The sequence below is a fragment of the Croceifilum oryzae genome, assembly GCF_030814315.1.
Classification (GTDB): domain Bacteria; phylum Bacillota; class Bacilli; order Thermoactinomycetales; family Thermoactinomycetaceae; genus Baia; species Baia oryzae.
On the sequence record NZ_JAUSUV010000004.1, the window covers coordinates 262,461 to 288,483 of the forward strand.

Below are 26,023 nucleotides of genomic sequence, written 5' to 3' on the forward strand. Positions count from 1 at the left end.
TTGCTTGTTCTAAGGAGATCATAAAGAATTTATATCAAGATCAGGTGCAGACGACATAAACATGAGTTAAAGAAACGAACAAGCGTGTGGAAATTTTATCCTACACGCTTGTTTTCAGATAAAAATAAAAGAGAACACCATCTTTTGTATTTTGCACACCATACATGGCATCATGCAATTCTAAGATGTTTTTAGAGATAGAAAGTCCTAACCCGGTGCCTCCAGTTGATCGTTGGCGCGCTGCATCAGTGCGATAGAAGCGTTCCCAAATTTTATCGAGCTGCGCTTGGGGGATATGAGCCCCTTTGTTCTCTACACATACTTTTACACGATCTTTTTCGATAATAGTGGAAATGACAATTCGTTCTCCCTCTGGAGTATAACGGATTGCATTTGTAATAAAGTTCGTGAGCACCTGTTCAATCCGACTTTGATTGGCGGTCACTCCGACGTGATCCAGTTCTTTCTCTAACTGTAAATGCTTTTTCTCCATTCTCCATATCAATTGATCACAAATTTGTTCCATCACTTCATCGATATAGAATGACTGCATTTCTAGTTTGTACGTCCCTGATTCAAACTTTGCCAACTCTAACATGTCCACGATGAGCATATCCATCTTGTCTACTTCTTTTTCCATTGCGTTAAAATAATGGTTTTTTTTATGTGTTGCAACCCCATCCCGTAGGATAGAGACACAGCTTTTCATGATGCTTAAAGGTGTTTTCAGCTCATGTGACACACCCGCAATAAATTCTTTTCGCGTCTTCTCTAGCTGTTTTTCCTTCTCAATATCATCTTGCAATTTTTCAATATAAGACTGTAATTTATTAGAAAGCTCATTAATATTTTGTGATAAATCCCCGATTTCATCTTTTGAATCGACCGAAATCATCTCCGAAAAATCAAGCTGTGCCATTTTTTGGGTCGTCTCATTGATTTGAAGCAGAGGTCGCGCAATTTGCTTGGAATAGTAAAAAGAAAGGAGCATAGTAAGCAGGAGGACTAAGATAATAAGATAAACATAGTACCCGTTTATCATCTGAACTGCCTCGTTAACAGGCTGTAGAGAAGTCATAGCGAACAAATAATTGGTTTTCCCATCAGGATCTAGAATGGGTTGTGTTAATACTTTATAGGTAATACCACTCTCGCCATAGTCTTCCACGTAGTATTGACCTTTTCCATAACTCCTTACAGCGTATCCATCCCGATCAGACAGAGATCCGGTCACTATTAAGCTACTTTGAAAGCTTTTCATTCTTTCAAGGAATATTCGATTGGTATAAATGAAACTAGAAGCTACATCACTCTTGGGGAAATGTATTTCCTTGATTGTCCCTTTTACTATAACAATGTTCCATTGTTTGGATTCTACCTTATCCAATTTATCTTCTAACTGCTCATTGGGCATATTTTTCCCTGAATATATCCCTGATGGAGTAAAGATATTATCCTTTTCAATACCTCGAATGGTAATATCCTTCCCCACCACTAAGTTAGATTTGCTCTTTTCATCCTCAACATTTACAAAGTTATACATGGGTATTTGAATAATTTTTTGAGGATATTTCTTAAGTCTAGGGAATATCTCCTCTTGTACCTGGACTTCTATGGAAAAATCATTGCCATACTTCATGGTTCCTTGATTATCTAACGTCGTTATCCAAATGGCATAGTCACGATGAAACTCCTGCTCAAGAGACCTGATTTTAGTAGAATCGCCTTTTGCTGCTACGTATTTTCCATGGAAAGTGGAGACTCTTTCTTTCAAATCAGCTTCTTTTTGACTTTCATAATATCGTTCAAAAAACACGGTTTGCCCGATGAAAATAGTTGCGATAATCAGCAGGCATAATCCAGTTGTAAATAAAAACAACTTAAATACAATTCCTTTTTTCATGCTCTTCCCTCAAATTTATAACCCGCCCGCACGACTGTAACAATATATTGAGCTTTATCTCCTAATTTGTGACGCAGGTTACGAATGTGACTGTTTACTGTCCGATCATCACCAGCAAATTCATAGCCCCAAATTTTTGTAATCAGCTGTTCTCGGGTGATAATAATTCCTTGATTTTGCATTAGGTACAATAAGATTTCAAACTCGGTATGAGTCAGATTAATAGGCTCTTCACCCACTGTAACGTTTCGAGATGGTATATGAATCCCAATCCCATCAATGTGTAACGTATCGTTCTTTACAGGCTCCACTACAGAAGAAGAGTATCTACTTTCCATAAGTCGTTTGACCCTTGCTAATAAAATCGGGGGACTATAGGGCTTCGTTACATAATCATCTGCGCCCAACTCAAAACCAAGCAACGTATCATCTTCATCAGCACGGGCTGTTAACATAATAATAGGCACATTAGATGTCTTACGGATTCGTCTACAAACAGACCACCCGTCTAATTGCGGCAACATAATATCGAGAATAACCAAGTGGACTTCATGATCCTCGAAATGAGATAAAGCCTGGTTTCCATCTGTCGCTTCTAGAACACTATAGCCTTCGTTTAATAAATAATCCTTAATGATTTCACGCAATATCTCTTCGTCTTCTACCACTAAAATCGTTTTTTTCATAAGTTAACTTCTCCAACTAATTTCTTTTATGATAACCATATTATAACGTATCAAATCGGACAAACCAAAACCCCCCTCATTCTTTTCGAAAGGGGGTCAGAAGGGCTTTTTCATTTTTTCAGTATTACCGATAGATCAAAGATTGAAATGTACTATTGTCAAATCGTCGTACTATTTCAGTGGCGAATGTCTTTAAAGCTTCTATATCTTCTCGGTCAACAATGGTCGTATGAGAATGGATATATCTTCCACATACTCCCAATGTAGCAGATGGAACGCCTTTGCCTGAAAGGTGAACTTTTCCTGAATCGGTTCCCCCTTGGGAAACAAATATTTGATACGGGATTCCGAGAGACTCCGCTGTATCTAAAAGATAGTCCCGCATGAGAGGTTGTGTAATCATCGTGCGGTCTAAAATTCGAATTAATACTCCCTTACCTAGATAGCCAAATGCATCTTTTGCACCTGGATTATCTCCAGCGGGGGATACATCGATGGCAAAGAAAGCATCCGGCTCTGTGAGAACGGCAGAAGTCTGCGCTCCACGTAGTCCCACTTCCTCTTGTGTAGTCGCACCAGCGATTAAGGTATTAGGCAAGTCTTCCTTATGTAATTCCCTCAGTACTTCTAATGACATAGAACAACCTAACCGATTATCAAACGCTTTACTTAGCAAGCGATGGCCACCTTCAAGTTCGCGATACGGCGAATAAGGGATCATGACACAACCTTCTTTGATTCCCCAACTCCTTACTTCCTCTTCATCACGAGCTCCTACATCGAGGAACATTTTATTCATTGGGTATACTTTTGTACGTTCCTCAGGAGTTAGATTATGAGGCGGTGTCGACCCAATTACGCCATGAATCGCTCTCCCCGAAGTAGTATAGACTTCGAAAGGTTGTGAGAGGAGTACTTGAGACCACCATCCTCCAAGAGCCGTAAAAGAAAGATAACCTTCCTTCGAGATCCGAGTGATCATAAAGGATACTTCGTCCATATGACCTGCTACCAGTACCCTAGGACTATCGATTGCTCCTTTTTTTATACCAAAGATGCCCCCTAGAGAGTCAGAAACCATCTCAGAAGTATATTTTTGAATTTCACGTTCCATTATTTTTCGGACTTCATGTTCATGCCCCGGTGCCCCCGGAGCTTGTGTAAGTTCTTCTAGTAATTTCCAATCGACTGTTGTCATCGTGATTCCTCCAATTCCTGTTTCAGCTTTGCTTCTTGTGTGAGTATGTATTCCGTGTAGCGACGATGAACAGTTGCTCTTGAGATAGAGTAACCAAATCCTTTAAGAGTAGCCACAATTTCATCATAGGTTAGCTCTTTTTCACGTAATGACACAATCTGGTCTATCGGGACCTCAATCTTCTCACGACCGCCAATCCCTTGATTTTTCAAGTTTTTAGCAGGATTATACCCCTTTTCTTTAACTGCTCGTTGCATTCCCCAGCTTATTTTTTGGTTCATCATCTTGCGTTGCAATTCTTCTACCTTCGCAATAATATGGAGAACGGTTGATTCTCCTGCCTCTAACTCTAGCTCTTTTTTCTGCTGAAAGCTATAAATCTTACATCCTAATTTGCATAATTGGTGAATCACCGCTAATTTTGCTTCTCCCCGTCCAAGTCTAGTGTCGTCTTGGATGAAGAGATGTTTAATTCTGTGTTTTCGGATCGCTTGTAATAATCGTCCGAGCCCAGGACGGTTTAGATCAAATCCACTGTGTTGTTCCGCTACTACTTCCACTACTTGCATGCCTAATTCCTCAGCCCAGCAGACTAAATTTTCTCGTTGTCTTTCTAGACTCGTCACCTGTTCTTCTTTTTTTGTGCTAACCCGTGCATAGATGATGGCATTCATGGTGGATATATCCCGTCCTCTCAATCTTGCAGTACCTGTAAAAATCTATTAAAGTATGATAGAAGGAAGTGATCGGCATGATTAGCCCAGAATTAATCCAACGTATCAATGAGCTGTCTCGCAAGAAAAAAACAGTAGGTCTTTCTGAGGAAGAAAAACAAGAACAAGCCAAACTATACAAAATCTATCTTGCAGGAATCCGCGGGCAGATGAAGCAACAACTTGATTCAATTGAATTTGTAGACTAAATTCTATTATAGCGAACTACACAAAAAGGGCTAGTTGATTATCTCAACTAGCCCTTTTTTCTTAGTCAGAGCTTTATTATGACATAAATTAACAGAAATATATACATAAATGTGTATTTAGTTTATAATGCAAACTAGTTAATCATTGTTAGAGGAGTGGATACAACCTATGATGCCTTTTAAAGAGATGGCTCGCTTGGATAAACTGATTCACGAACCTGCCAGACTATCAATCATGAGTGCACTAGAAGCTTGTTCAATGGCTGAATTTCTCTTCTTGCAAGAATTGACTGGTCTAACAAAAGGAAATATGTCTAGCCATCTCTCCAAGCTAGAAAAAGCGAATTACGTCTTGATTGGAAAGTCTTTTCTCAGAAAAAAAATCCCCCAGACAACCATCCAAATTACTCCGACTGGGTCCCATGCTCTGGTAGAGTATTGGAAGCAGATTGACCATATTCGAGAGATTACAAAACAGTGGTCCCAAGAGACAAGTATTGCATTTCCGGGTTAACCATGGATTCCAAATCATGTATACTGCATATTCTAGAGAGAAAAACAACAATGAGGTGGCTAAATGGCTAACATTTATCTAGATCTCCCCCTGTATTCCTTCGACTTACACATCCATACAACTGCCTCTGATGGAATTTTTACTCCTTCTGAAATTGTACAGCAGGCAGTGGATAAAGGTCTAAAAACCATTGCCATTACGGACCACGATACGATATATGGCGTTCAGGAAGCTAGATCAGCTGGTATACAAGCAGGAATCCATGTGATCCCAGGTGTAGAGATAAGCACCCGATTTCAAAAGAAGAATATTGATGTTTTAGGTTATGGAATGGAAGACCTCGATTTGCTTGAAGAGCTCCTTCGTCCATTTCGAGAAGCAAGAACACACAGAGCAGAAAGAATGGTAACGAAGCTATGTCAGCTTGGGATGCCTCTCACCTTAGATGAAGTAAAAGAGTTTAGTGGTGATCACTTAATCGCTCGCCCTCATATTGCCCACGCAATTGTGAAAAAAGGTTATGTGCCTGATCTCCAATTTGCCTTTGACCATTATCTAGGAGATGGGAAACCCGCAGCCGAGGACAAACTCGAAATCTCCGTAGAAGATGGCATTCAGATGATCCACCAAACAGGTGGAAAAGCAGTTTTAGCACACCCTGTCTATCTGCCTGATCGAAGCTGGGTCCCTCTCCTCCTCCAACATCGCTTTGATGGGATTGAAGTATGGCATCGGAGCCATTCTTGGAAGGACTCGGAATACTATATCCGCCTTGCCCAAGAGCATCATTTGTTTGTCACAGGAGGCTCCGACTATCATAATCCCTCTCATAAACTTGGTGATTTTATCAAAAAGCCAACTTAATTAAAAGCCGACTTGAGTGTCTACACGTGACTCAAGTCGGCTTTTACATTGTTGAAAACAAACAAAAAGGACTTGAGTTTACTAATCTCAAGTCCTTTACCAATATTCTTCACATATGGTAACCCGGGCAGGGTTGTTAGGATTGTCTAAACACCAACTGGTTGGCAAATCGTATGGTGTTCTTAATTCCTTATAACATAGTTATAAACTAAAATGAGGGCTCAGACTACCGAATTAGCTTACAAAAACCTTACACTTTTGTAAGCTAATTATTTGGAGTTCATAACTCTGTACATTTTCCCATGCGAGATGAATACCACCCTATACGCCCGAATATGATGAGTAACACAAATATATTTCTAAATAGGGTGGTATTTTACGTGAAAATGACCGTCATCGCACATTTTTACAATGAAGAATACTTACTTCCATGGTGGTTAATGCATCATACGAAAATATTCGATCATGGGATTTTAATTAATAAAGGCTCAACGGATAGGTCAGTAGAGATTTGTAAAGAATATGCACCCCATTGGGAGATTCGTCATTCAGATACGGGCTCATTTTTTGATGTCTTCCAAACGGATCATGAGGTAATGAAAGCAGAAACAGAAGCAATCGGTTGGAAAATGGTTTTAAATATTACGGAATTCCTCTGCTTCGCTGATAGAACTAAATTTTTACGTTCTCTCAGTAAACTAGGCTCACAGATGTATCACATAGAAGGCATTTTCATGGTTGATCACCCTAATGAACGTCATAAAGAACTCACTTACGAACGTCCTTTAGTGGAACAAAAATATCATGGATATCTCCTAGATCAACTTCGTTGGCATTATATCGGATCCAATAGTCGCGGACGGTTCATCCATTGCCATTCCCACGGATCCTACGTTCCTGGGCGACATTCTTCTGGACATCATTCTATTCCTTATCCAGATCATGCGTATCTCTTATGGTTTGGATATAGTCCTTGGAATGAAGAAATCGTCCAAAGGAAATTGCAAATTGCTCCTACACTAGCTCCTCATCCAACAGCGGGGATACATCATCGTGTGGACAGAAATCAATTAGAAACATGGTATACCGAAATATCACAAAAAACAACTGATTTACGACTAACGAATGAATACAAGTATATGTTTCCACATTTTGGAGGGGTAAAATGAAAGCCGTAATTCTTGCAGGCGGATATGGAACTCGAATTGGTGAAGAAACACATTTAATACCAAAACCAATGATTGAAATCGGCGGTAAGCCTATTATTTGGCATATCATGAAATTTTTTAGTCACTACGGTATTACAGAGTTTGTTATTTGTTTGGGATATAAAGGTCATGTCATAAAAGACTTTTTCAAAAATTATCATCTGCATATGTCCAACTTTACAATCGATTTACGTACAAATGAAATAAGTACCGATTTGCCTCAAATTGATCCTTGGAAGGTAACTCTTATCGACACAGGAGAAAATGTACAGACAGGTGGGCGAATTAAACGAATCCAACATGCGATCGGAGATGAATCCTTCTGCCTTACTTACGGGGATGGGGTAAGCAACGTAAATATACGAAACTTAATTCAGTTCCATAAGGAGCACGGAAAGCTAGCTACTGTTACTGCCATTCAACCTCCTGGACGATTTGGTTCGCTGATACTTGAAGGAGACAGCGTTTCCGAATTTAAAGAAAAACCTTTAGGAGATGGTGCTTGGATTAACGGAGGATTCTTCGTGCTAGAACCTCAAATCTTTGACTATATTTCAGGCGATGATTCGATTTGGGAAACAGACTCTTTAGTTCAGTTAGCAGAGCAGGGCCAATTAAATGCCTATCTTCATAAAGATTTCTGGCACCCCATGGATACATTACGTGACAAGAAAAAATTAGTGGAGCTGTGGGAAAACGGGGAAGCTCCTTGGAAGGTTTGGTGAAATGGGTCACAAGGACTTTTGGCACAATAAAAAGGTTTTTATTACAGGACATACTGGATTCAAAGGGTCTTGGCTTACATTATGGCTAGCTTCACTAGGGGCAGATATCGTGGGATATTCATTAGAACCACCATCAAGCCCTTATTTATTTGAACAAGCAAATGTAAGAGAAGTATGTAACTCTCTACAAGGAACAATTACGCATTATCCATACTTGCTACATGCCATGGATACAGCACAACCTGAGATCGTTTTCCATTTCGCAGCCCAGCCATTGGTACATACCTCGTATAAACAGCCCCTTTCCACGTTTGAAACAAATGTGATGGGAACTGCCAATGTTTTAGAAGCAGCAAAAAATGTAGCGAGTGTAAAGGTTGTCATAAATGTAACGAGTGACAAATGCTATGAAAATGACGGATTAGGTGGGTATTCCTTTCAAGAGAGTGACCGATTAGGTGGGCATGATCCCTATAGCGCAAGTAAAGCTTGTGCTGAATTAATCGCAACCTCTTATCAAAGATCATTTTTCCAAGACTCCCCGCTCCGTTTAGCCTCTGTGCGCGCAGGTAATGTGATTGGCGGAGGGGATTGGGCTGAAGGTCGTTTATTACCAAATCTCATGAGATGTTATATAAACTCAGAACAACTGTATCTCCGAAACCCCTATGCAGTTCGCCCATGGCAACATGTTCTTGAACCCCTACACGGATATATGCTCGTAGCAGAACGGTTGTGGGAAGATGAGAAATACGTAGGAGCTTGGAATTTTGGACCCATTAATCAACCTTCTATTACAGTCGAAAAAATAGCCAAAATGACTATGAAGCTATGGGAGAAAGAATTAGAAGTTATCTATCCTACCTCTTCTTCATTCTATGAATCACAAATCTTGACACTCGACAGCACGAAAGCACAAGAAGAACTAGGGTGGACTCCTAAGCTATCAACAGAAGAATCACTTGCTTGGACTGTTGATTGGTATCAGAGATGTATAGCCGGAGAAGATCTATCTGTGTTTACACTTCAACAAATCAATGCATTTACTACTAAATAAGGAGTCGCTAAAAAGTGAATCATAAAAAATGTCGTTTTTGTCAGTCCAGCCTAGATCACACTTTTTTGGATTTGGGCGTTTCTCCTCTTGCTAACTCATTTGTAGATTCTGAGGGATTGAACAAGATGGAGCCCTTCTATCCCCTTCATACATTTGTTTGTAAAAATTGCTTACTCGTTCAACTAAACGAATTTGAATCCCCAGAGAATATCTTTAATCAATATCTGTATTTCAGCTCTTATTCATCCAGTTGGCTACTTCACGCTGAAGAATATGTAGAAATGGCAACGAAGCGTTTTCATTTGACAGAAAAATCGCAAATAATCGAAATCGCTAGCAATGATGGATATTTACTTCAATATTTTCAAAAGAAAAATATTCCTTCTCTTGGAATTGAACCTGCCAAAAATGTAGCAGAAGCAGCTCTTCAAAAAGGGATAAATACCATCTCTGAATTTTTCGGCAATCGATTAGCTAAAGAATTGCGATCTGAAAACATGCAAGCAGATCTAATTGTTGCAAACAACGTACTAGCTCACGTACCTAACCTTCATGATTTTGTCGCAGGATTAAAAACGTTATTAAAGACCGATGGAGTGATTACCATCGAGTTTCCTCATTTGTTGCAATTAATCACTCAGAAGCAATTTGATACCATTTATCACGAACATTTTTCGTATTTTTCTCTTGTTAGCGTAAAAAGAATTTTATCACACTATCAACTACAGATTGTCGATGTAGAAGAACTTTCTACTCACGGAGGATCGTTGAGACTATTTATTAAGCATGAACACAAAGACATAAGAATAAATGCTAGAGTTCAAGATTTAATACAAAAAGAAGTCGAACAAGGTCTCGATCAGCTAAATAGCTATCTCCAATTTACCAAACAAATCGAAGCGTTGAAGGTCAATACGTTAAAATTCTTTATTGAAGCAAAACAGGAACACAAACAAATTGTAGGGTATGGTGCACCAGCGAAAGGCAACACCCTTTTAAACTTCTATGGAGTGGGGAAAGAGTTTCTTCCTTATACAGTGGATGCCAATCCTCACAAACAAGGGCTATATCTACCAGGTACACGAATTCCCATACAGAATCCAGAGATCCTTAAACAGACTCAACCAGACTATCTCTTAATCCTGCCCTGGAACTTAAGAGAAGAAATTGTGGAGCAGTGCTCTTTTATTCGTGAATGGGGAGGAAAGTTCGTAGTCATCATCCCAGAGGTTGAAGTGATTGAGTAGATAATAGCTTTTATACTCAATAGCAACCCCTTCTGAATAATCTATCAGAAGGGGTTGCTATCATTATTTTTCCACCATTGAATCGACTCTTCTATACCCGAATCCAGCGTGTGTTTTGGACTAAATCCAACTATATGTCTTAATCGCTCCGCATTCGCTGCCATAAAGGTTGATTCGTTTTCAGGATACGGAATCGCTCCAAACTGAATGGGCTGATGATATCCCAACTTTTGCGCGATTTTTAAAATTAATTCCTTCACTTGGACCGGCTGGCCTGAAGCAATGTTAACAGTTCCTTGAATATCGCTTTCCAGAAGTGCTACAAAAGCATTGGCTACATCTTTTACGTGTAAAAAATCACGATACTGTTCCCCATGTGTACATAAGATCTCTTCTTTATGTAGGATAGAAGAAATAACAGAAGGAACCAGTCTTCTTGGATGCTCATTTGGACCGTATAAAAAAAACACTCTTCCCCAGCCATAACTCAAACCCACTAACTCTGAAAATGAGTGCACTAATAATCGTAATGCATTTTTTGATGCGGCATAAGGCGTTTTATAGGAGCAAGGGGTTGTCTCTTCTGTAAGGTATCCATAATCCCAGTCATACTCTGCACATGTACCAGCTACCACTACTCTTTGCCCACCATGATCAACGAAATGTGAGATTAGTTCTATACTTGATTGAACCCATTGATAATTATCCTTGGACATCCAGTATTGTCCGGGAGTCGCTTCCCATGCTAAGTGAAGCAAATGAGTGGGCTTCACTTGCTTCATAACTTCTTTTATATCTTGGAAATGAAGCAAATTAACGTTATGCCATTGATACTGATTAGACGAATCCACTACCTTCGTACTCGTTGCGTGAACTTCATACCCTTTTTCAAGCAATGGCTGTAATACATTCTTTCCGATCCAACCGTTAGCTCCCGTTACTAAAACCTTCTTCATAGTCCAAAATCCTCGTAAGCTAAGTCTTTTTCCGAAATAGCAGTATGCTCTGGATCTGGCCACTGTATCTGGAAAGCCGGGTCATTAAAGCGTACGCCTCGCACACTCTCTGGATGAAAATATTGTCCCATCTGGTAAAAAACCTCGGTATCATCCTCTAATGTTTGGAAGCCATGAGCAAATCCCTCAGGGATATACAAACTATTTCTATTTTCGCCTCCTAGCATAACAGAGGTCCACTTTTTAAAGGTAGCTGACTCAGGACGCAAGTCAACAATGACATCATAAATGGCGCCTTTTACACAATGAACTAATTTAACTTCCTCATATGGAGGAGCCTGATAGTGCATTCCTCGAATCGTTCCTTTCTTTTTATTCACAGAGATGTTGCATTGAACCCAATTACTAGTTAATCCCTGTGCTGAAAATTCTTTTTCACACCACGTCCTTGCAAATAAACCTCGATGATCGATAATGGGCTCTAATTCAATGACATACGCACCTTCTAATTCTAGTTCTTTAAAAATCATTGAACACCACTCGCTCTCCTAGAAACTAAAAAACCATTTATCTCCATATTTATACCTAAATATAGAGTACATGACTAAAACATGTCTGATAAAGTAGTTTTTGATAAAAAAAAGCGACCTTCGTGGGGTCGCCTTTACGATTCTAAGAACGTAAGCTTTGATTATATTCAGGTGCTAACACAATATTTGTATAGGTTCCTTTACCTGATACGTAATAATAAGCATGCTCAATTCCAGCTGGAATAAAGATAGAAGCTGGACTATGAACCACCTGCTCTTCTCCCTCCATTTGCACGCAACAAATTAAACCAGTTCCGTCCGGACGATCTCCCCAAAAGACAAACACACTATCGCAATCATGTGTATGACGATCCACATGATTTTCAGGTTCATTATCTTCGAAAGTGCGCTGGATCGCATATAAGGTAGAGCGAGAATCCACCCGATGATCCATAAGTACCCACCGAGTTCCGGGTCCGTTACGATGATATTTTAATTCAGAAGCTCCCTTTTCAAATGGACTCCCCACTCGTAAGGCAGTAGATAGCACAGGAGAGTCTAACTGGGGTCTCTCCCCTATTACCTTCCTCTTCCGCCCAACCTGCTCTGGAGGAAACATTTCATAGGTATGAGCCTCTTTTTGTACAGCTTGTACATGATATCTAGATGTGTGTGTAAATGCATTTTTTCCTACGATCGGCCTCAAGTGATCAGGGCGAAATCCAGTTGTCCATTGGACTGCATGAGATAGCTCAGGAATTCTTTCTAATGGAAAGTGCTGAAATCCTATTTTCTCTTTTAAGATGACGGCTAGTTGAAGAAGATCCACGATGCCAGTTCTTTCTCCAATCCCCAGTATCGAAGTATCGATAACCGAAGCTCCTGCATCAATAGCAGCTAATGCATTGGCTGTTGCCAGCCCTAGATCATTATGCAAATGGACCTCGATATCAGAGTGAATCTCTTCGACAGCCCGTTTCACAGTCTCTCCACACTCATTAGGTGTCCAGATTCCGATTGTATCCGCTAGGCTAATTCGATCAGCCCCTGCTCCTACTGCCGCTTTTCCCAGATAGAAAAGATCTTCCCATGAAGTGCGAGAGGCATCCTCAATCGTAAACCGAACTTGGAGCCCTAACTTCTTTGCTTCTTCAATCGCATAGGCTACTCGATCTTTTATCTGAGCAGGTGATTTATCCCCAAACTTAGCAGTAAGCGAAATCGGGTTAATTGAAGCCCAAATCCCGATCCAGTCTGCACCAGCCCGATGAACAGCTTGGACTTCCTCTGAAATCGCTCGTGCATGCATAAGCGTTTCCGCGCGTCTAGAAGCGCTTGCTACCTCTTTACAAACTTGTTCATCTTCTGCTGAAATCCCCGGATGACCCACTTCCACGATATCGACCTGAAACTCTTCTAACAGGCGAAGAAGATGGATTTTATCTTGACTATGGAAGCGAACTCCCGATTGCTGTTCGCCTTCTCTTAGTGTAGAGTCTAGTATTTTTAGACGCAATCTCGTTCTCCTCCACTTGTTACTTTGTTTGTAAGAATTGTTCGGTTGCTTTTAGAAGCTGATCTCTATTCTTTTCGTATAGAGCCCAGTGTGTTGCTTCTGGAATGACAACCTCTTTTTTATCCTTCACGCCTGTTAGCTTCTGCAACAGATTTTTCTCTGCAAAGAAATCCGAATCTCCATAGATGACAAGCGTAGGAGTAGTGATTTTGGATAAGTCATAGAGTGGACGGTTTGACCAAATCGAAAATAAATCTTGCAACGGTCCCATAGGGCGACGAATCGCTTGGTTCTCCCTCGTTTTGCTTGTTTCATCAGACTCTATAAACGTAGCTCGCACTTTTTTCATCGCATCGTCTGAAGCAAGTGCTTTTCCGTTCATCATCATGTGCCAGTGATGCATACCATTGTCAAAGTCGATTACTTGATAAGCAGGAGACTTAGAATTAAATTCACCAGGTTTTTCTGGTGATTCAAATGACTTCGTCATAGAAGGAAGAGAAAAGCCGTGCATAAATCCATAGAGAACTAATCTATTTACATTTTCTGGTTTTTGAGCGGCGTATTCACCTGCTACTACCGCCCCCCAAGACCAACCTACAATACTTATCTTCTCTACTTTTTGTGTTTTCTTAATGTGGTCCACAGTCGCAGCGAGGTCCTTTATCGCTTCTGTATGGGTAACCACGGGTTTGTTCTGATTAGGAGGTTGTTTCATTTCCTCCGGACGAGTAGATCCTCCGAACCCTCTAAAGTCCATCGCCCATGTATCGTACCCTTTGCTAGCTAAATCATCCATCCATGAGTAGCCAGGTACATCAAATGCTTTTGCAGTCGGAACACTAAAAGGCTCTAGAAAAAGAACGGCTTCTTTTGCATTAGACTGTTTCTTATGGCGGAGATAAATTTGAGTCCCGCCCTCGGATGGTATTTTCGTTTCTTCTAAGGAAATCGACTCTTTCGTTTGATTCGAATTTGTATTTGATTGACATCCGCTTAGGATGCTAGTTATGCCAATCGATATAACAGCTAGTACAGGTAAGACTTTTTTGAAATTCATTTTTACTTCCTCCATCTATGTCGAAACAAAATACTTGGAAATGGCAATCAATCCAGCTGCGATAATAAGCCCTGCTGGGAGACCACGGAAAAAGAGAACAGCAACAAGCGTGCCGATGATAACACCAAATAAGATAACAGGCTGAGTAGTGAGAACTCCAATCCCTTTTCCGCCCACATAAGAAACGAGAAACCCAGCTAGAAGAGCAAATAACCCGATCGGGGAGAATAATTCCTTGGCTAAAGCAAGTAAGTTTAACTTCTCATTTGTTAAAGGGAACAAGAGAAAAATCATCAAAAAGAAAATCCCTACATGGAAAGAATGTTTCTGTAACAACGTAATCATCGGCTTCCATTGGATCAAGTAAACCAAGAGCAATACCACAGCGGCGGATGCTAACCAATAATCTTTGAAAATAGCGGATACCCCCGCAATGAGTAAAAAAGCAATCACTACCTGAATCATCTTAATCCCTCACCTATAAAACGGTATTGTCCCAGTACCCATCCGCTGGCGTTTGAACCTCTACCATCTGCTGACTTGCCAAGTTGATACGAATTAAGTCTGGACCCACAACTGGTTTTAGATCCTCTCGTTTTACCAGAAACTTAAACGCTTCAAAACTAGCCAAAACGCCTACTATATTTGCCACTGGAGCAAGAACGGCCCATGGAGCCTCTTTTTTTACATAAGAATTTGCCCAGTTTTCGTCTGCACCGTATTGAACTGAGTGCACAGCTCGTCCATCTTTTAAGGCATTAATCTTCTGTTTCATTTCTTCGGTCAAAGGTTGTTGATAGGAAGGGTGGCTTAAAACCACTTCATATGGCGCCGAAGTAGGAGTAAGCGACATAACGCCTCCTCTAAATGGTGGGGTTACAGCAATCCAGATAGAAGGAATCCCTAGTTCCGCCGCTGTACGATGAATAATCACTCGTGCGACAAGATTATCTGTTGCATCGATGATCACATCCGCGCCTTGTAACAGCTCTCTCGCATTCTCTTCTGTTACAAATTGCTCTGTTACCTTTACTTGGATATCCGGGTTGATATCTTCTAATGTTTCTCTAGCAGATTCTGCTTTGCTTTTATCAATTCGGCTCACAGAGCTAAGCATTTGTCTGTTCAAATTACTCGCTTCAAATACATCACGATCAATCACATGGATATGTCCAACGCCCATGCGAGCTAGCTGAATAAGAGTAATTCCTCCCACTCCACCTGCTCCTACTACTGTGACACGTCCATTCCGGAGTTTTTCTTGCTCTTCTTTGGAAATAACGCCTACGTTACGAACAAAGCTTGCTTCATATAGATTTTGTATAGTTTGGGTTTCCATTTTGTTTTCCTCCTAAATTTTAGAGATGTGCATAATTCCAACCACCGTCTGGTGCTGTTTTAATTTGGACAGGTTGCTCTGCATCCAGATTAATGAGTAACGCCTTAGGTGCAGGAACCGAAGGAGTACGTTTCGTGATGATCTGAACTGCTTCGTGGAAACTAAAAGTAGCTAAAAGCATTGCCCGTACGGGTGTAATAATCCAGCCAGCTTTTCCTTCGCAAAATTGCTCGGCCCATTCCTTTGGAGCCCCTTGTTCCACTGAATATCTAGCTCGTTCTTTTTTTATGTCTGCAATCTGTTGTCGCACACTTTCGTCCGTAAGTTTAACGCCCTTGCCAGGTAGATTTAAGATATCTTCATAATGAACCCCATCTGGAAAAAATGAGGATACAAAGCCCCGATTAGGTGGGCTCCCTGACATGCCCACACTTGGAATCCCTAGCTCCCGTGCCGTTCGATGGATAATAACCCGTGAAGGCATGTCGTCGACTGCTTCAATCACCACATCGTGATCTTTAATGAGCTCAATTACATTTGCTTCATCCACCATGGTTTGGACAAATCGAGTTGATATGTATGGATTGATATCTTTTACTGTTTTCTCAGCTACTTTTGCCTTCGCTTCTCCTAAAACAGAAGTAGATGCGAGCATCTGACGATTCATATTTGAGACTTCAAACTCGTCTGCATCCACACCCGTGATATGCCCAATTCCCATACGAGCACAAAGGATCGCTTGAACCCCTCCTACTCCCCCTAATCCAAAAATAACGACTTTCGCTTCTTTTAATGTAAGTTGTTCTGCTTCTGAATAGACACCGACGTTTTTCTTAACTAATTCCCAGTAAAAATCGGATTCGTTTTGAAATGATTGGAACATGTCGACCTCCTGGTTATGTATTTCAATACCCTCTATCTTATCGTGGGTACGAATAGAAGGTAATGGTCCATAAGAGCCATCATTTTGTGTATAAAAAACAAATAAACCGCGACTTTGGTTTTAGCCGCGGTTTTTCTTGTAATGAACATGACCTTCTAAATATTCAAGTAAATCATGAATTCGTTTCTGGTACGTATGCATACGACGAACACTCTGATATGCTTTGGCCGCCATTTCCTCTCGTTCCTCTTTATGTGATAAATAATAGTGAATCTTTTCTTTTAATTCATCCAATGTATGAAAACTAGCAATCTCTTCTTCTGCAAAGTGCTGATAAAGATCTGTACGCCACGTGGTTAGCTGAAATGCTTTACAGGCTGCAATCTCATAGGTTCGATTATTCGGTGTGTGCGCTGCTATATTTTTCGGATTATCTTTTCGATCATTATTCGTACGATGAACATTCAGTACGATTTTCGCACCATTGTAATATTTGATTACTTCCTCAGGAGCAATGGGATTATTTAAAATACATTTCTTTAACTTAGAATAATTTTTTAGCTTCTCCCACCATTGACCGATAATCTTGGTTTTATTCTTTAAAAGGATCGGGGTCAATTGATCAAAATAACGGATTCGAATCGGAAAAGCGCTCCCGACAAAACAAATATCAGACTGATACTTTTCGCCTACATTCATTGGTCGATACTTATCCGGATTTACTGCCAACGGCAAATGAATCACTGTTTTCCCTAGTTCTTGGTAAAATGGAACACTATTACTATCTTGTGTGATGACTAAGTTATAAGGCTGGACTAACTCTTTATGTGTCTTCAATCGATAAGGATCATCCACCACCCATATTCCTACCGGAATCTTCATCTTCCTCAAGGATTTCACATAATGAGCAGGCAAAAACGGTCCACGAAATACCAAAATAAAATCAGGGCGAAACTCCTTAATCTTTGGAATCAACTCTTTGCGTTTATCTTGTCGAATCATAAATTTTTCAAAATGGAAATTTGTCCGCTTTTTTCCAATAGATTGTAGCCCTGCTAAAATGTTTGAGTCCTCGTCCGACAGATGATTCTGAAACTCAAACCCACATCCCGATGAAATGAAGAAAATTCTCATACACATCTGGTCCTTTCCCAAGACACAGTGATCTCTTCATATTATATGGATGGAGGCTGTCTTCGGTTCACAATTCTCATGAAATGGACACTGAAACGGTATTCCTGTGAAAAGGGTACTAGCGAACTTTTTGTTATAAACTTTGTAATGCATAGGATTGTTTGGTATTTCCGTTGCCTTCACTTACAATCTCTACTATTTCTCCGTGATAATAATAGATTTTCGGAACTCGATACGTAATCATAGAAGGAATTTCTTGGGGAACGCTCCCAATATGCTCTGCTAAATCATATAGTGTAATTTCTTCCTTCCCCTGCCGTCCAATCAACGTCACTTGAGTACCGAGGGGGTATTTACAAGGAAGCTTGACCATAATCTGATCCATACATATTTTGCTAATAATAGGCATCTTCTTACCATCTATCAATACATCCATTCCTTGAAAACAACGAAACCAGCCATCTGCATATCCAATTGGAATAGTGGCAACCCACTCCTCATCCTCTGCTTGGTATGCATTATCATATCCAACAAAATCCCCTGCTTTGAGTTTCTTGATATGTGCAATTTTGGAATGCAGAGATAAAGCAGGTTGTAGGGAAAATGGTATCTCTTCTTTAATCTGTTGAGATGGATAAATTCCAAACATAGCCACACCAATTCTTACTACATCGAGGGCCTTTTCTGGAAATCGTAGTGAAGATGCACTATTAGCACAGTGATAATAGGGGATAGATATCCCTGCTTCTTTTACCCACTCCATCATTTCCTCAAAACGTGCATACTGCTTATCGTAATACGAAGTATCATTGCTGTTGGCAGTTGCGAAATGAGTATATACACCCTCTAAGTTCACATCTTGATACCGTAATAGAGGGAGGATTTCGAGCCATTCCCGCTTTTCACGAATTCCGATCCGTCTTAATCCTGTGTCCATCTTTAAATGAATCTTAAGAGGGCTTGTACTCTTCTTATATTGCCTCATCTCTTTTAACCACGTTGCTTGGAAAACGGTAAGTGTTAGGTCATAATCGATAGCCAGATTTACATTAGATGGTAGTACCGGGGTTAGTACTAAAATCGGTGCTTTAATTCCTTGATTACGTAATACAATCGCTTCACTCAACAGAGCGACTGCTAACAAATCCGCTCCTGCCTTTAGAGCGATTTTGGCTATTTGAATATCCCCATGTCCGTATGCATTTGCTTTTACAGCTGCCATGAACTGAGTAGAACGAGGTAGATGCCCACGAATCCGTCGAATATTTTCTTCTATACAATCAAGATAAATTTCGACCCATGCATCACGATGTATCATAGAAGTGTTCATAATACCCCCACTGCCTCTCTCATTGAAACACGACTATCTTTCAAATCGTCTACTAACTGATCCAATTTGTTTTCTCTAGAGCCTTTTATCAAAATAATGGAATTCGCTTCTGCAACTTCTCTTAATTGGGCGATTAACTCTTCTTGTTGTGTTGACTGATAGGAAGATACTCTTCCTTCTATAAAGCGTTTTTTTGCTATCTTAGCAATATGTTCAGCAAGCATACCAACAGTAAAAACATAATCGATCTTATTTGGATCTAATTGTGCTCCTGCTTTCTCATGTAAAGAGACTTCATCATCGCCTAAGCCGTTCATATCACCTAAGACCACGATTTTTTTCTTATAGTCATGTAAAGTTGAAAGCGTTTCTAACGAAACACGAAGACTGGATGGATTTGATTTATATGAATCATTTAGGACGGTATATTTAGGTGTCTTGATGATCTCATTACGTCCCCCCGTAATTTTAGCTTTCAGGAATCCGTTTTGGATCTGTTCGTTTGAAATTCCATAGTAGTGACAAACCGCAATGGCAGATAAGGCATTTAACACTTGATGCTTTCCTAACATAGGTAAATGGAATACGGGACGTTGTGCCGGTAGAGCAAACGAGACCCCTTCCCTTTCAATCGAAATAAAACTAGGATAGTACGAATTACTAGACTGTAATCCAACTGTCACCGCGTGATCACCGAGGTTTTGTAGACGAACAGCTTCTTGTAATAGGGGCTCGTCCCCATCGTAAATGAAAATACCATTATGTCGTAAACCCGAGAGAATCTCTAGCTTAGCTTGTGCAATTCGCTCTCTCGATTTTAATTGATCCAGATGGGCCTCTCCAATATTTGTGATAATCGCAACATCCGGTAAGGCAATAGAGGATAATAGCTCAATTTCTCCCAGATCAGACATCCCCATCTCTATCACAGCCATCTCGGTTTGTGAGGACAACTGTAAGATAGTCAAGGGTACACCTAAGTGGTTATTCAAATTACCGTATGTTTTTTGAGTCTTAAACTGCGTTTCTAATACACTCGCTAATATGTCTTTCGTAGATGTCTTACCGTTGCTTCCTGTAATCCCAATCACTTTCGTTTTTAGTTGCTTCCGATACTCTCTCGCCAAAGATTGTATCGCTACAAGTGTATCTTTTACATAAATAACCGGAATTTCAGTAGGTGGACTTGGTTCATCTTCCATCCACAACGTAGCGGCAGCTCCCAAATCAATGGCTTTTTGCACAAATTGATGGCCATTAAAATGATCCCCTTTAATAGGGATAAATAAATTTTGAAGTTGCACGGTTCGCGAATCAATGGAAACACCTTGAATTTGGATATGTTGATCTAGACTCGTACAAAATGCTCCATCCATCATCTCTACCATTTGCTGTATCGTTCGTTTTATCATGTCATTCATCCCCTGGTGTATTGAATTTGTCTTGAATTCTGATGACGTTCAATAGCAAGATCAATAAACTTTTCGATGATCTCTGAATACGTAATGCCATTCGTCGCTTCCCACAGTGCAGGGAACATACTGTGACCCGTGAATCCCGGAAACGTATTCACTTCATTTACGTACAACTCATTTTCTTCAGTCACAAAGAAGTCCACTCGCATCAATCCAGAACCATTTAATACTTGGAAAGCTTGCTGGGAAATTTCTTGCATCTTTTGATGGAGTGAATCAGGAATGTTTGCCGGTATAATAGGAATCAATTTTCCATCTACGTACTTCGCGTTATAATCCATAAAAGATTTCTCTAAAATATACTCACCCGCGACAGAGCATTTGGGATCTTCATTTCCTATTACAGCTATTTGCATCTCCCGCCCAATTACTTCTTTGTCTACTACTATTTTTTGATCAAAGGTAAAAGAATCCTTTACAGCTTCCTTTAGTTCATCTTGATTTTGACAACGGTGAATTCCCACACTAGATCCTAGCTTTGCAGGCTTAACAAAGCACGGATAGCCAATTTTTCTCTCGATCTGGTCATAAACTCGGTTCGTATGTCGTTGCCATTCATGGAGAGTAAAGAATACGTATTCCGCTTGTGGAATGCCGACTTTGGAAAAGATTTCTTTGGTCATTGCTTTATCAATGCCGATAGCAGAAGATAAAATTCCATTACCTACATACGGAACATCCATTAATTCTAATAGCCCCTGTATCGTTCCATCCTCACCATGCGTACCATGCAGAGCAGGAATTACTACACATTCTTCTCTTTGAGAAAAGCACTCCTGTAAAACTTTTGCTAGTGAAAGGGTTGGTGTCATAGCAGAGTCTGATTTGCCTTCTTGTAGCTCTTTTAATTCTTCTTTCACCATTCCTGTAGTACCCCAAATTCCCTCACTACTGATGTAAATGGAATAAACATCATACTTCTCTTTATCTAACGCATTTATGATTGCTACAGCTGTCCGCTTCGATATTTCATGTTCAACAGACTTTCCACCGTATAAGACATATACTTGGGTCTTCATATTTTCTCCGCACCTCTATATTCATAATTTATATTAAATCTAAATAACAGAATTTATATTAAGCAATACTTGTATGCTCATAGTAATCGTTCGTGAAAAAAACAGCCAATGAAGTAGCTTACACTTCCATTACAAAATTGTAAGATAGCTAGAAAAGTCTTCATGCTATCGGTCATATCAGTAGTTTATATTTTCGTACCACTACTCTTCCCACTTCTCGGGAGTTTGGTGAACCATAATAAGGCCGCTAACACTATTCCTGTAGTAACTGTCAAAATCAACTTTTTATGTTTCAATTTGATCACGTCACCTTTTTCCTGATTATCGTAGAATTACATCATAGAACAGAGAGATAAAGATTATATAAAGATCGTATCAACCTAAAATCAATTATTTGAGTAACTGGAATCAAATAGATCAACTGATCAAAAGATATAGTTGACCAACTGGATCATATAGAAATACATATTCTTAAAAAATAATTTATAATTCTTTATATTTATTTATAAATTTATAGTTGTTAAAAAAATTTACAAAGACTATTATGGAGCATGTGGGTTCCTTATAACGAAACCCTTAGAAAGTAAAAATAATATCAATGGAGGTATGAACAAGATGAAAAAGAAAACGGTTTCTGTTGTTCTCGCTACATCCCTCATGCTAGGAGGAGCTTTTACCACTTTTACAGCTACTCAACCAGTAGAAGCAAAAACAGAGCAAAAAGTAGCTCAGCCAATCGTCTTAGAAGATACATTCAATCAAGGGTCTAACGGATGGAGTGGTAGCTTTTCAGACTACCCCGTTGGAAGTGAAGAATTTTATGAATTATCCTATTCCTTAAAACATCTTCCTGCAAATTTAGACAGCAAACAAAAAGCTCTTTTTCTGGGTGGAAATAACCATAGCGATGATTTGTTTATGTATGTTACCAAGCCTGTACATATGACCCATAAAGTGAAACCAAATACGACATATAAGGTGGATTTCGATTTTGATATTGCCACCAATGAAGCAGCCGATTCATTCGGTATAGGGGGATCTCCAGCCTCTTCCCTCCATGTGAAAGTAGGGGCATCTATCGTCAAGCCCAAGACGTATGTAAAAGAGGGATATAATCGGTTGAATATCGATCATGGTGATCAAAAGAATGATGGGAAAAATGCTATACTAGTTGGCGATTTAGGCAAATTGCATACAGCGGATGATTCCTACGAAATCAAAAACTTCAAGCATGAATCCAAGCCTTTCTATATCAAATCAGATAGCAAAGGACAACTTTGGTTAATTGTAGGTACTGATTCTGGTTACGAGGGTATTACGAAGTATTACATTCCAAGAATCAAGGCAGTTTTGACCGAAGTACCGTCAAAGTAAAAGAAATAAAAAAGAAATGGATACTCCGTTAGTGAGCGTCCATTTCTTTTTTATTTACATATATCTATTTAATGATTGTTGCATTAAATGATCTTCCCAGTCTCTTAATCCACGGTTATCGGAAGGTCTCTTCAATATATAATCATAATAGTACAATGTTTTATTTATTTGAATTTGATTCCTTATTGACTGACAGGCTCTCCATCCCCATTCATCATCTTCTCCGTAGTTACTATCCTGATACCGGTGTTGGACGGCTATTTTTTTGGCGTAGCACACGCGACTATTTGGTTTTCGATAGTAATATTGCTCATCCTCGGAATGTGAGTAGTTCACGTCATACTTGCAAATTTTCTTACCTAATCCACTTAAATTTACTTCAACCTCAAAATTAATACAATCAGCATCCGGATATTGATCAATACATTCTAATAGGGTTTGAACATAATCTATCTCGATCCGATCATCATCATCGACAAAGGAGATAAATGCACCTTGTGCTAGATCCATAAGCGTATTTCTCTTAGCTCCTATCGTGCTCTTTCGATTATCAACTAAAACTAATACTTCTACAGGAAGCTGATGAGCTTGCCTTTGCAATTCCGCCATCGTCCTAGATGCATGAGTAAGTCGTTCAATGGTTGTAGGTACTAAAATAGATAATTTCATCTCCAATGTGATTATCTCCTTTTGTAGTTGGGTATATTGTTTTATTTTATTATGGAAATCGTGTGAGTATGACAATATCAGCAAACTCCTCGCTTCTCGTAGTATCCATCTTGTTTGAAATAAACACCTATTCCTCTCATTCATCATATGTTATTCATATCATCCTGATGGAAAGTAGGTGTACTTTTGAAAATCATACTCATTGCTATTGATACCTTGCGAGCAGACCGTTTAGGATGTTATGGATATCATGATGATATTAGTCCTAACATCGATGGACTAGCTAAAGATGGGATTTTATTTGAGAACATGATAGCGGAAAATAACGTAACCCAAAGTACCTTTTACAGGTGACTGCGTAAAAAACGTTTTGTTGTATACTGTGGAATTAAGTATATTTGGCTTTTGAGGTTCTTCAGTTGATTATTTTGTTTGTGTAGCAAACTTGTTTATTATTTTGTTGGTTAGATTCATTTGATAACCGTAGTTGTATAATCAGCTTCTTGATATCCTCTAATCGAGCTAGCCTCTCTTCTTCTGTAATCTTGGGTGCAATAACATGTATAGTTGTATTCCCAATACTATAGGTTGCATCTGGACTTAAATCCCCATCCAATGTCATCACCTCTGTTAACTCTATGCAGAAAAAGGGATTACTTGACATAAAAAAAGAATTCCCTTTTATTTGAAGGAAATTCTTTTTTTATTACGAAATAGATGCTTTTGTATTTTCCGATCCCGGTTCTTCAAGCTATTTTTTCCTTTAAGGATTTGTACATAGATGATCAATCAATTTTTATAATGGAGACATTTGAGAAGGTTGAAGATATCGTAAGACTGGTGATAGCTTCATTTGGCACTCCTATAATCTGAAGAATAAGACTAGATCCTCCCCCAGGTACTTGGATTAATCCTCCTGAAGTAATATTTCGACCAATTGGTGCTGCAGTACCTGAAGCTCCGACAGGTGCAACTTGTGAAGTCAAAGATAGGAAAGGTGCAGGAGAACCAGTAACTTCAAGCCTACCGATTGAAGCGCTACCAGGGGTTAGCGTTACTCGTATATCGTAAGATATATAATACAAGCCTTCTACTAAATTAATTGTATCTGGTGGAGTAAATGAAATAAATGCAGGATTTCCATTTACTACCGGTGGACTAAAAGGAATATTAGCTAAAGCAGTTGTTACAGGTGTACCATTTAAAGGTGTAAAGATAGCATTATTTTCTACTGCATTCACTCCGGTGATCCCCGTTGCCCCTGTTGCTCCGGTCGATCCTGTAGCTCCAGTAGCTCCCGTGACTCCGTCGGCTCCAGTTGATCCGGTGACTCCGTCGGCTCCAGTTGATCCGGTGACCCCGTCGGCTCCGGTTGATCCGGTGACTCCGTCGGCTCCGGTTGCTCCGGTGACTCCGTCGGCTCCAGTTGATCCGGTGACTCCATCGGCTCCGGTTGATCCGGTGACTCCGTCGGCTCCGGTTGATCCGGTGACTCCGTCGGCTCCAGTTGATCCGGTGACCCCGTCGGCTCCGGTTGATCCGGTGACTCCGTCGGCTCCAGTTGACCCGGTGACCCCGTCGGCTCCGGTTGCTCCGGTGACTCCGTCGGCTCCAGTTGATCCGGTGACCCCGTCGGCTCCAGTTGCTCCGGTGACTCCGTCGGCTCCAGTTGATCCGGTGACCCCATCGGCTCCGGTCGGTCCAGTTGGTCCAATACCAGTTGATCCGGTCGGTCCGATCGCTCCGTCAGCTCCAGTTGATCCGGTGGATCCGTCAGCCCCTGTGACTCCATCAGCTCCAGTAACTCCGTCGGCTCCGGTTGATCCGGTGACCCCATCGGCTCCAGTTGATCCGGTGACTCCATCGGCTCCGGTTGCTCCGGTGACTCCATCGGCTCCGGTTGAACCGGTGACTCCGTCGGCTCCGGTTGCTCCGGTGACCCCATCGGCTCCAGTTGATCCAGTGACCCCATCGGCTCCCTTTGCTCCGGTTGAACCATTTGTTCCTGTCGGAGCTTCTAGTCTCACTATGGCTGAACCAGGGGTTACATTAATATCCAGTGTATCAGATATTAAATTTAGCGTGTCCCCAAAACCCAGAGGAACACTTCCACTCGTTCCGCTATTTCCTTGGACTAGGAATAAGGAAGCACCTGTATCCAAGGCTCCCGTTGGTCCAGTTGACCCAGTAGCTCCTGTTATTCCAGTAACTCCGGTGGTTCCGGTCGCCCCCGTCGGTCCTGTTAATCCAATGCCGGTTAACCCTGTCGATCCAGTAGCTCCCGTAACTCCAGTAGCTCCCGTGACTCCGCCAGTTCCAGTCGGTCCTGTTAATCCAATGCCGGTTAACCCTGTCGATCCAGTAGCTCCCGTAACTCCAGTAGCTCCCGTGACTCCGCCAGTTCCAGTCGGTCC

The 26,023-nt window shown here is 40.5% G+C and carries 26 protein-coding genes and 1 pseudogene; 9 read left to right on the forward strand and 18 right to left on the reverse strand.

What is annotated here, in order from left to right; genetic code table 11:
* Positions 1 to 100: 100 nt before the first annotated feature.
* The 4 genes from J2Z48_RS05960 to J2Z48_RS05975 all read right to left on the reverse strand — a co-directional run bounded on the left by J2Z48_RS05960 (position 101) and on the right by J2Z48_RS05975 (position 4,461).
* On the reverse strand, positions 101 to 1,903 hold the full coding sequence (locus tag J2Z48_RS05960) for a HAMP domain-containing sensor histidine kinase (protein WP_307251753.1): 1,803 nt from the start codon (positions 1,901 to 1,903) through the stop codon (positions 101 to 103).
* A complete protein-coding gene (locus tag J2Z48_RS05965; RefSeq protein WP_307251754.1) occupies positions 1,900 to 2,589 on the reverse strand; it encodes a response regulator transcription factor in 690 nt (229 codons plus the stop codon). The genes J2Z48_RS05960 and J2Z48_RS05965 overlap by 4 nt, the downstream gene beginning before the upstream one ends.
* Positions 2,590 to 2,713: 124 nt before the next feature.
* Positions 2,714 to 3,787, reverse strand: coding sequence for a M42 family metallopeptidase (locus tag J2Z48_RS05970; protein WP_307251755.1), 1,074 nt, complete (start codon positions 3,785 to 3,787; stop codon positions 2,714 to 2,716).
* Positions 3,784 to 4,461: a YneB family resolvase-like protein gene (locus tag J2Z48_RS05975; RefSeq protein WP_307251756.1), complete on the reverse strand. Its 678-nt coding sequence runs from the start codon at positions 4,459 to 4,461 to the stop codon at positions 3,784 to 3,786. Before J2Z48_RS05975 ends, J2Z48_RS05970 begins: the two co-directional genes overlap by 4 nt.
* Before the next feature lie 77 nt (positions 4,462 to 4,538).
* Between J2Z48_RS05975 and J2Z48_RS05980 the strand changes: the two genes are divergently transcribed.
* The 7 genes from J2Z48_RS05980 to J2Z48_RS06010 all read left to right on the forward strand — a co-directional run bounded on the left by J2Z48_RS05980 (position 4,539) and on the right by J2Z48_RS06010 (position 10,324).
* Positions 4,539 to 4,709 carry a DUF896 domain-containing protein gene (locus J2Z48_RS05980; protein ID WP_307251757.1) on the forward strand — a complete coding sequence of 57 codons (171 nt, stop codon included), beginning with the start codon at positions 4,539 to 4,541 and terminating at the stop codon, positions 4,707 to 4,709.
* Positions 4,710 to 4,878: 169 nt separating this feature from the next.
* On the forward strand, positions 4,879 to 5,223 hold the full coding sequence (locus J2Z48_RS05985; RefSeq protein WP_307251758.1) for a transcriptional regulator: 345 nt from the start codon (positions 4,879 to 4,881) through the stop codon (positions 5,221 to 5,223).
* A gap of 63 nt (positions 5,224 to 5,286) precedes the next feature.
* Positions 5,287 to 6,087, forward strand: coding sequence for a PHP domain-containing protein (locus J2Z48_RS05990; protein WP_307251759.1), 801 nt, complete (start codon positions 5,287 to 5,289; stop codon positions 6,085 to 6,087).
* A gap of 386 nt (positions 6,088 to 6,473) precedes the next feature.
* Positions 6,474 to 7,256, forward strand: coding sequence for a glycosyltransferase family 2 protein (locus tag J2Z48_RS05995; RefSeq protein ID WP_307251810.1), 783 nt, complete (start codon positions 6,474 to 6,476; stop codon positions 7,254 to 7,256).
* Complete coding sequence (gene rfbF / locus J2Z48_RS06000) at positions 7,253 to 8,020, forward strand: glucose-1-phosphate cytidylyltransferase (RefSeq protein WP_307251761.1); 768 nt, start codon at positions 7,253 to 7,255, stop codon at positions 8,018 to 8,020. Before J2Z48_RS05995 ends, rfbF begins: the two co-directional genes overlap by 4 nt.
* A 1-nt stretch (position 8,021) precedes the next feature.
* Complete coding sequence (gene rfbG / locus J2Z48_RS06005) at positions 8,022 to 9,077, forward strand: CDP-glucose 4,6-dehydratase (protein ID WP_307251763.1); 1,056 nt, start codon at positions 8,022 to 8,024, stop codon at positions 9,075 to 9,077.
* 14 nt (positions 9,078 to 9,091) lie between these two features.
* Positions 9,092 to 10,324, forward strand: a complete 1,233-nt coding sequence (locus tag J2Z48_RS06010; protein ID WP_307251765.1) for a methyltransferase domain-containing protein — start codon at positions 9,092 to 9,094, stop codon at positions 10,322 to 10,324.
* Positions 10,325 to 10,368: 44 nt separating this feature from the next.
* On the opposite strand, the gene J2Z48_RS06015 is transcribed toward J2Z48_RS06010, so the two are convergent.
* The 11 genes from J2Z48_RS06015 to J2Z48_RS06065 all read right to left on the reverse strand — a co-directional run bounded on the left by J2Z48_RS06015 (position 10,369) and on the right by J2Z48_RS06065 (position 21,566).
* Complete coding sequence (locus J2Z48_RS06015; protein WP_307251767.1) at positions 10,369 to 11,280, reverse strand: NAD-dependent epimerase/dehydratase family protein; 912 nt, start codon at positions 11,278 to 11,280, stop codon at positions 10,369 to 10,371.
* The gene (gene rfbC, locus J2Z48_RS06020; protein ID WP_307251769.1) at positions 11,277 to 11,810 is read right to left on the reverse strand and encodes a dTDP-4-dehydrorhamnose 3,5-epimerase; all 534 of its coding nucleotides are present in this window, start codon (positions 11,808 to 11,810) and stop codon (positions 11,277 to 11,279) included. The genes J2Z48_RS06015 and rfbC overlap by 4 nt, the downstream gene beginning before the upstream one ends.
* Before the next feature lie 142 nt (positions 11,811 to 11,952).
* Positions 11,953 to 13,326, reverse strand: a complete 1,374-nt coding sequence (locus J2Z48_RS06025; RefSeq protein WP_307251771.1) for a LeuA family protein — start codon at positions 13,324 to 13,326, stop codon at positions 11,953 to 11,955.
* A gap of 19 nt (positions 13,327 to 13,345) precedes the next feature.
* A complete protein-coding gene (locus tag J2Z48_RS06030) occupies positions 13,346 to 14,386 on the reverse strand; it encodes an alpha/beta hydrolase (protein ID WP_307251772.1) in 1,041 nt (346 codons plus the stop codon).
* A 15-nt stretch (positions 14,387 to 14,401) separates the two neighbouring features.
* On the reverse strand, positions 14,402 to 14,839 hold the full coding sequence (locus J2Z48_RS06035; protein WP_307251811.1) for a DUF441 family protein: 438 nt from the start codon (positions 14,837 to 14,839) through the stop codon (positions 14,402 to 14,404).
* A 25-nt stretch (positions 14,840 to 14,864) separates the two neighbouring features.
* A complete protein-coding gene (locus J2Z48_RS06040; RefSeq protein WP_307251773.1) occupies positions 14,865 to 15,725 on the reverse strand; it encodes a HesA/MoeB/ThiF family protein in 861 nt (286 codons plus the stop codon).
* A gap of 19 nt (positions 15,726 to 15,744) precedes the next feature.
* Positions 15,745 to 16,608 carry a HesA/MoeB/ThiF family protein gene (locus J2Z48_RS06045; protein WP_307251774.1) on the reverse strand — a complete coding sequence of 288 codons (864 nt, stop codon included), beginning with the start codon at positions 16,606 to 16,608 and terminating at the stop codon, positions 15,745 to 15,747.
* A gap of 120 nt (positions 16,609 to 16,728) precedes the next feature.
* A complete protein-coding gene (locus J2Z48_RS06050) occupies positions 16,729 to 17,748 on the reverse strand; it encodes a CgeB family protein (protein WP_307251775.1) in 1,020 nt (339 codons plus the stop codon).
* 127 nt (positions 17,749 to 17,875) lie between these two features.
* Positions 17,876 to 19,072 (reverse strand): alanine racemase, encoded by a 1,197-nt coding sequence (gene alr, locus J2Z48_RS06055; RefSeq protein ID WP_307251778.1) that lies wholly within the window; start codon positions 19,070 to 19,072, stop codon positions 17,876 to 17,878.
* Positions 19,069 to 20,484 (reverse strand): UDP-N-acetylmuramoyl-tripeptide--D-alanyl-D-alanine ligase, encoded by a 1,416-nt coding sequence (locus tag J2Z48_RS06060; RefSeq protein WP_307251780.1) that lies wholly within the window; start codon positions 20,482 to 20,484, stop codon positions 19,069 to 19,071. The genes alr and J2Z48_RS06060 overlap by 4 nt, the downstream gene beginning before the upstream one ends.
* Positions 20,485 to 20,489: 5 nt before the next feature.
* Entirely contained in the window at positions 20,490 to 21,566 is a 1,077-nt protein-coding gene (locus J2Z48_RS06065) for a D-alanine--D-alanine ligase (protein WP_307251782.1), read from the reverse strand.
* A gap of 615 nt (positions 21,567 to 22,181) precedes the next feature.
* Here J2Z48_RS06065 and J2Z48_RS06070 point away from each other — a divergent pair.
* Entirely contained in the window at positions 22,182 to 22,940 is a 759-nt protein-coding gene (locus tag J2Z48_RS06070; RefSeq protein WP_307251786.1) for a hypothetical protein, read from the forward strand.
* A gap of 54 nt (positions 22,941 to 22,994) precedes the next feature.
* On the opposite strand, the gene J2Z48_RS06075 is transcribed toward J2Z48_RS06070, so the two are convergent.
* Positions 22,995 to 23,609: a glycosyltransferase family A protein gene (locus J2Z48_RS06075; RefSeq protein ID WP_307251812.1), complete on the reverse strand. Its 615-nt coding sequence runs from the start codon at positions 23,607 to 23,609 to the stop codon at positions 22,995 to 22,997.
* A 186-nt stretch (positions 23,610 to 23,795) separates the two neighbouring features.
* Here J2Z48_RS06075 and J2Z48_RS06080 point away from each other — a divergent pair, with 186 nt between their 5' ends.
* Positions 23,796 to 23,963, forward strand: coding sequence for a sulfatase-like hydrolase/transferase (locus J2Z48_RS06080; RefSeq protein ID WP_307251788.1), 168 nt, complete (start codon positions 23,796 to 23,798; stop codon positions 23,961 to 23,963).
* Between the two features lie 61 nt (positions 23,964 to 24,024).
* Here J2Z48_RS06080 and J2Z48_RS06085 read toward each other — a convergent pair whose 3' ends face one another.
* Positions 24,025 to 24,273, reverse strand: coding sequence for a hypothetical protein (locus tag J2Z48_RS06085; RefSeq protein WP_307251789.1), 249 nt, complete (start codon positions 24,271 to 24,273; stop codon positions 24,025 to 24,027).
* A gap of 121 nt (positions 24,274 to 24,394) precedes the next feature.
* A pseudogene (locus J2Z48_RS06090) lies at positions 24,395 to 26,023 on the reverse strand (hypothetical protein); the annotation flags it as partial.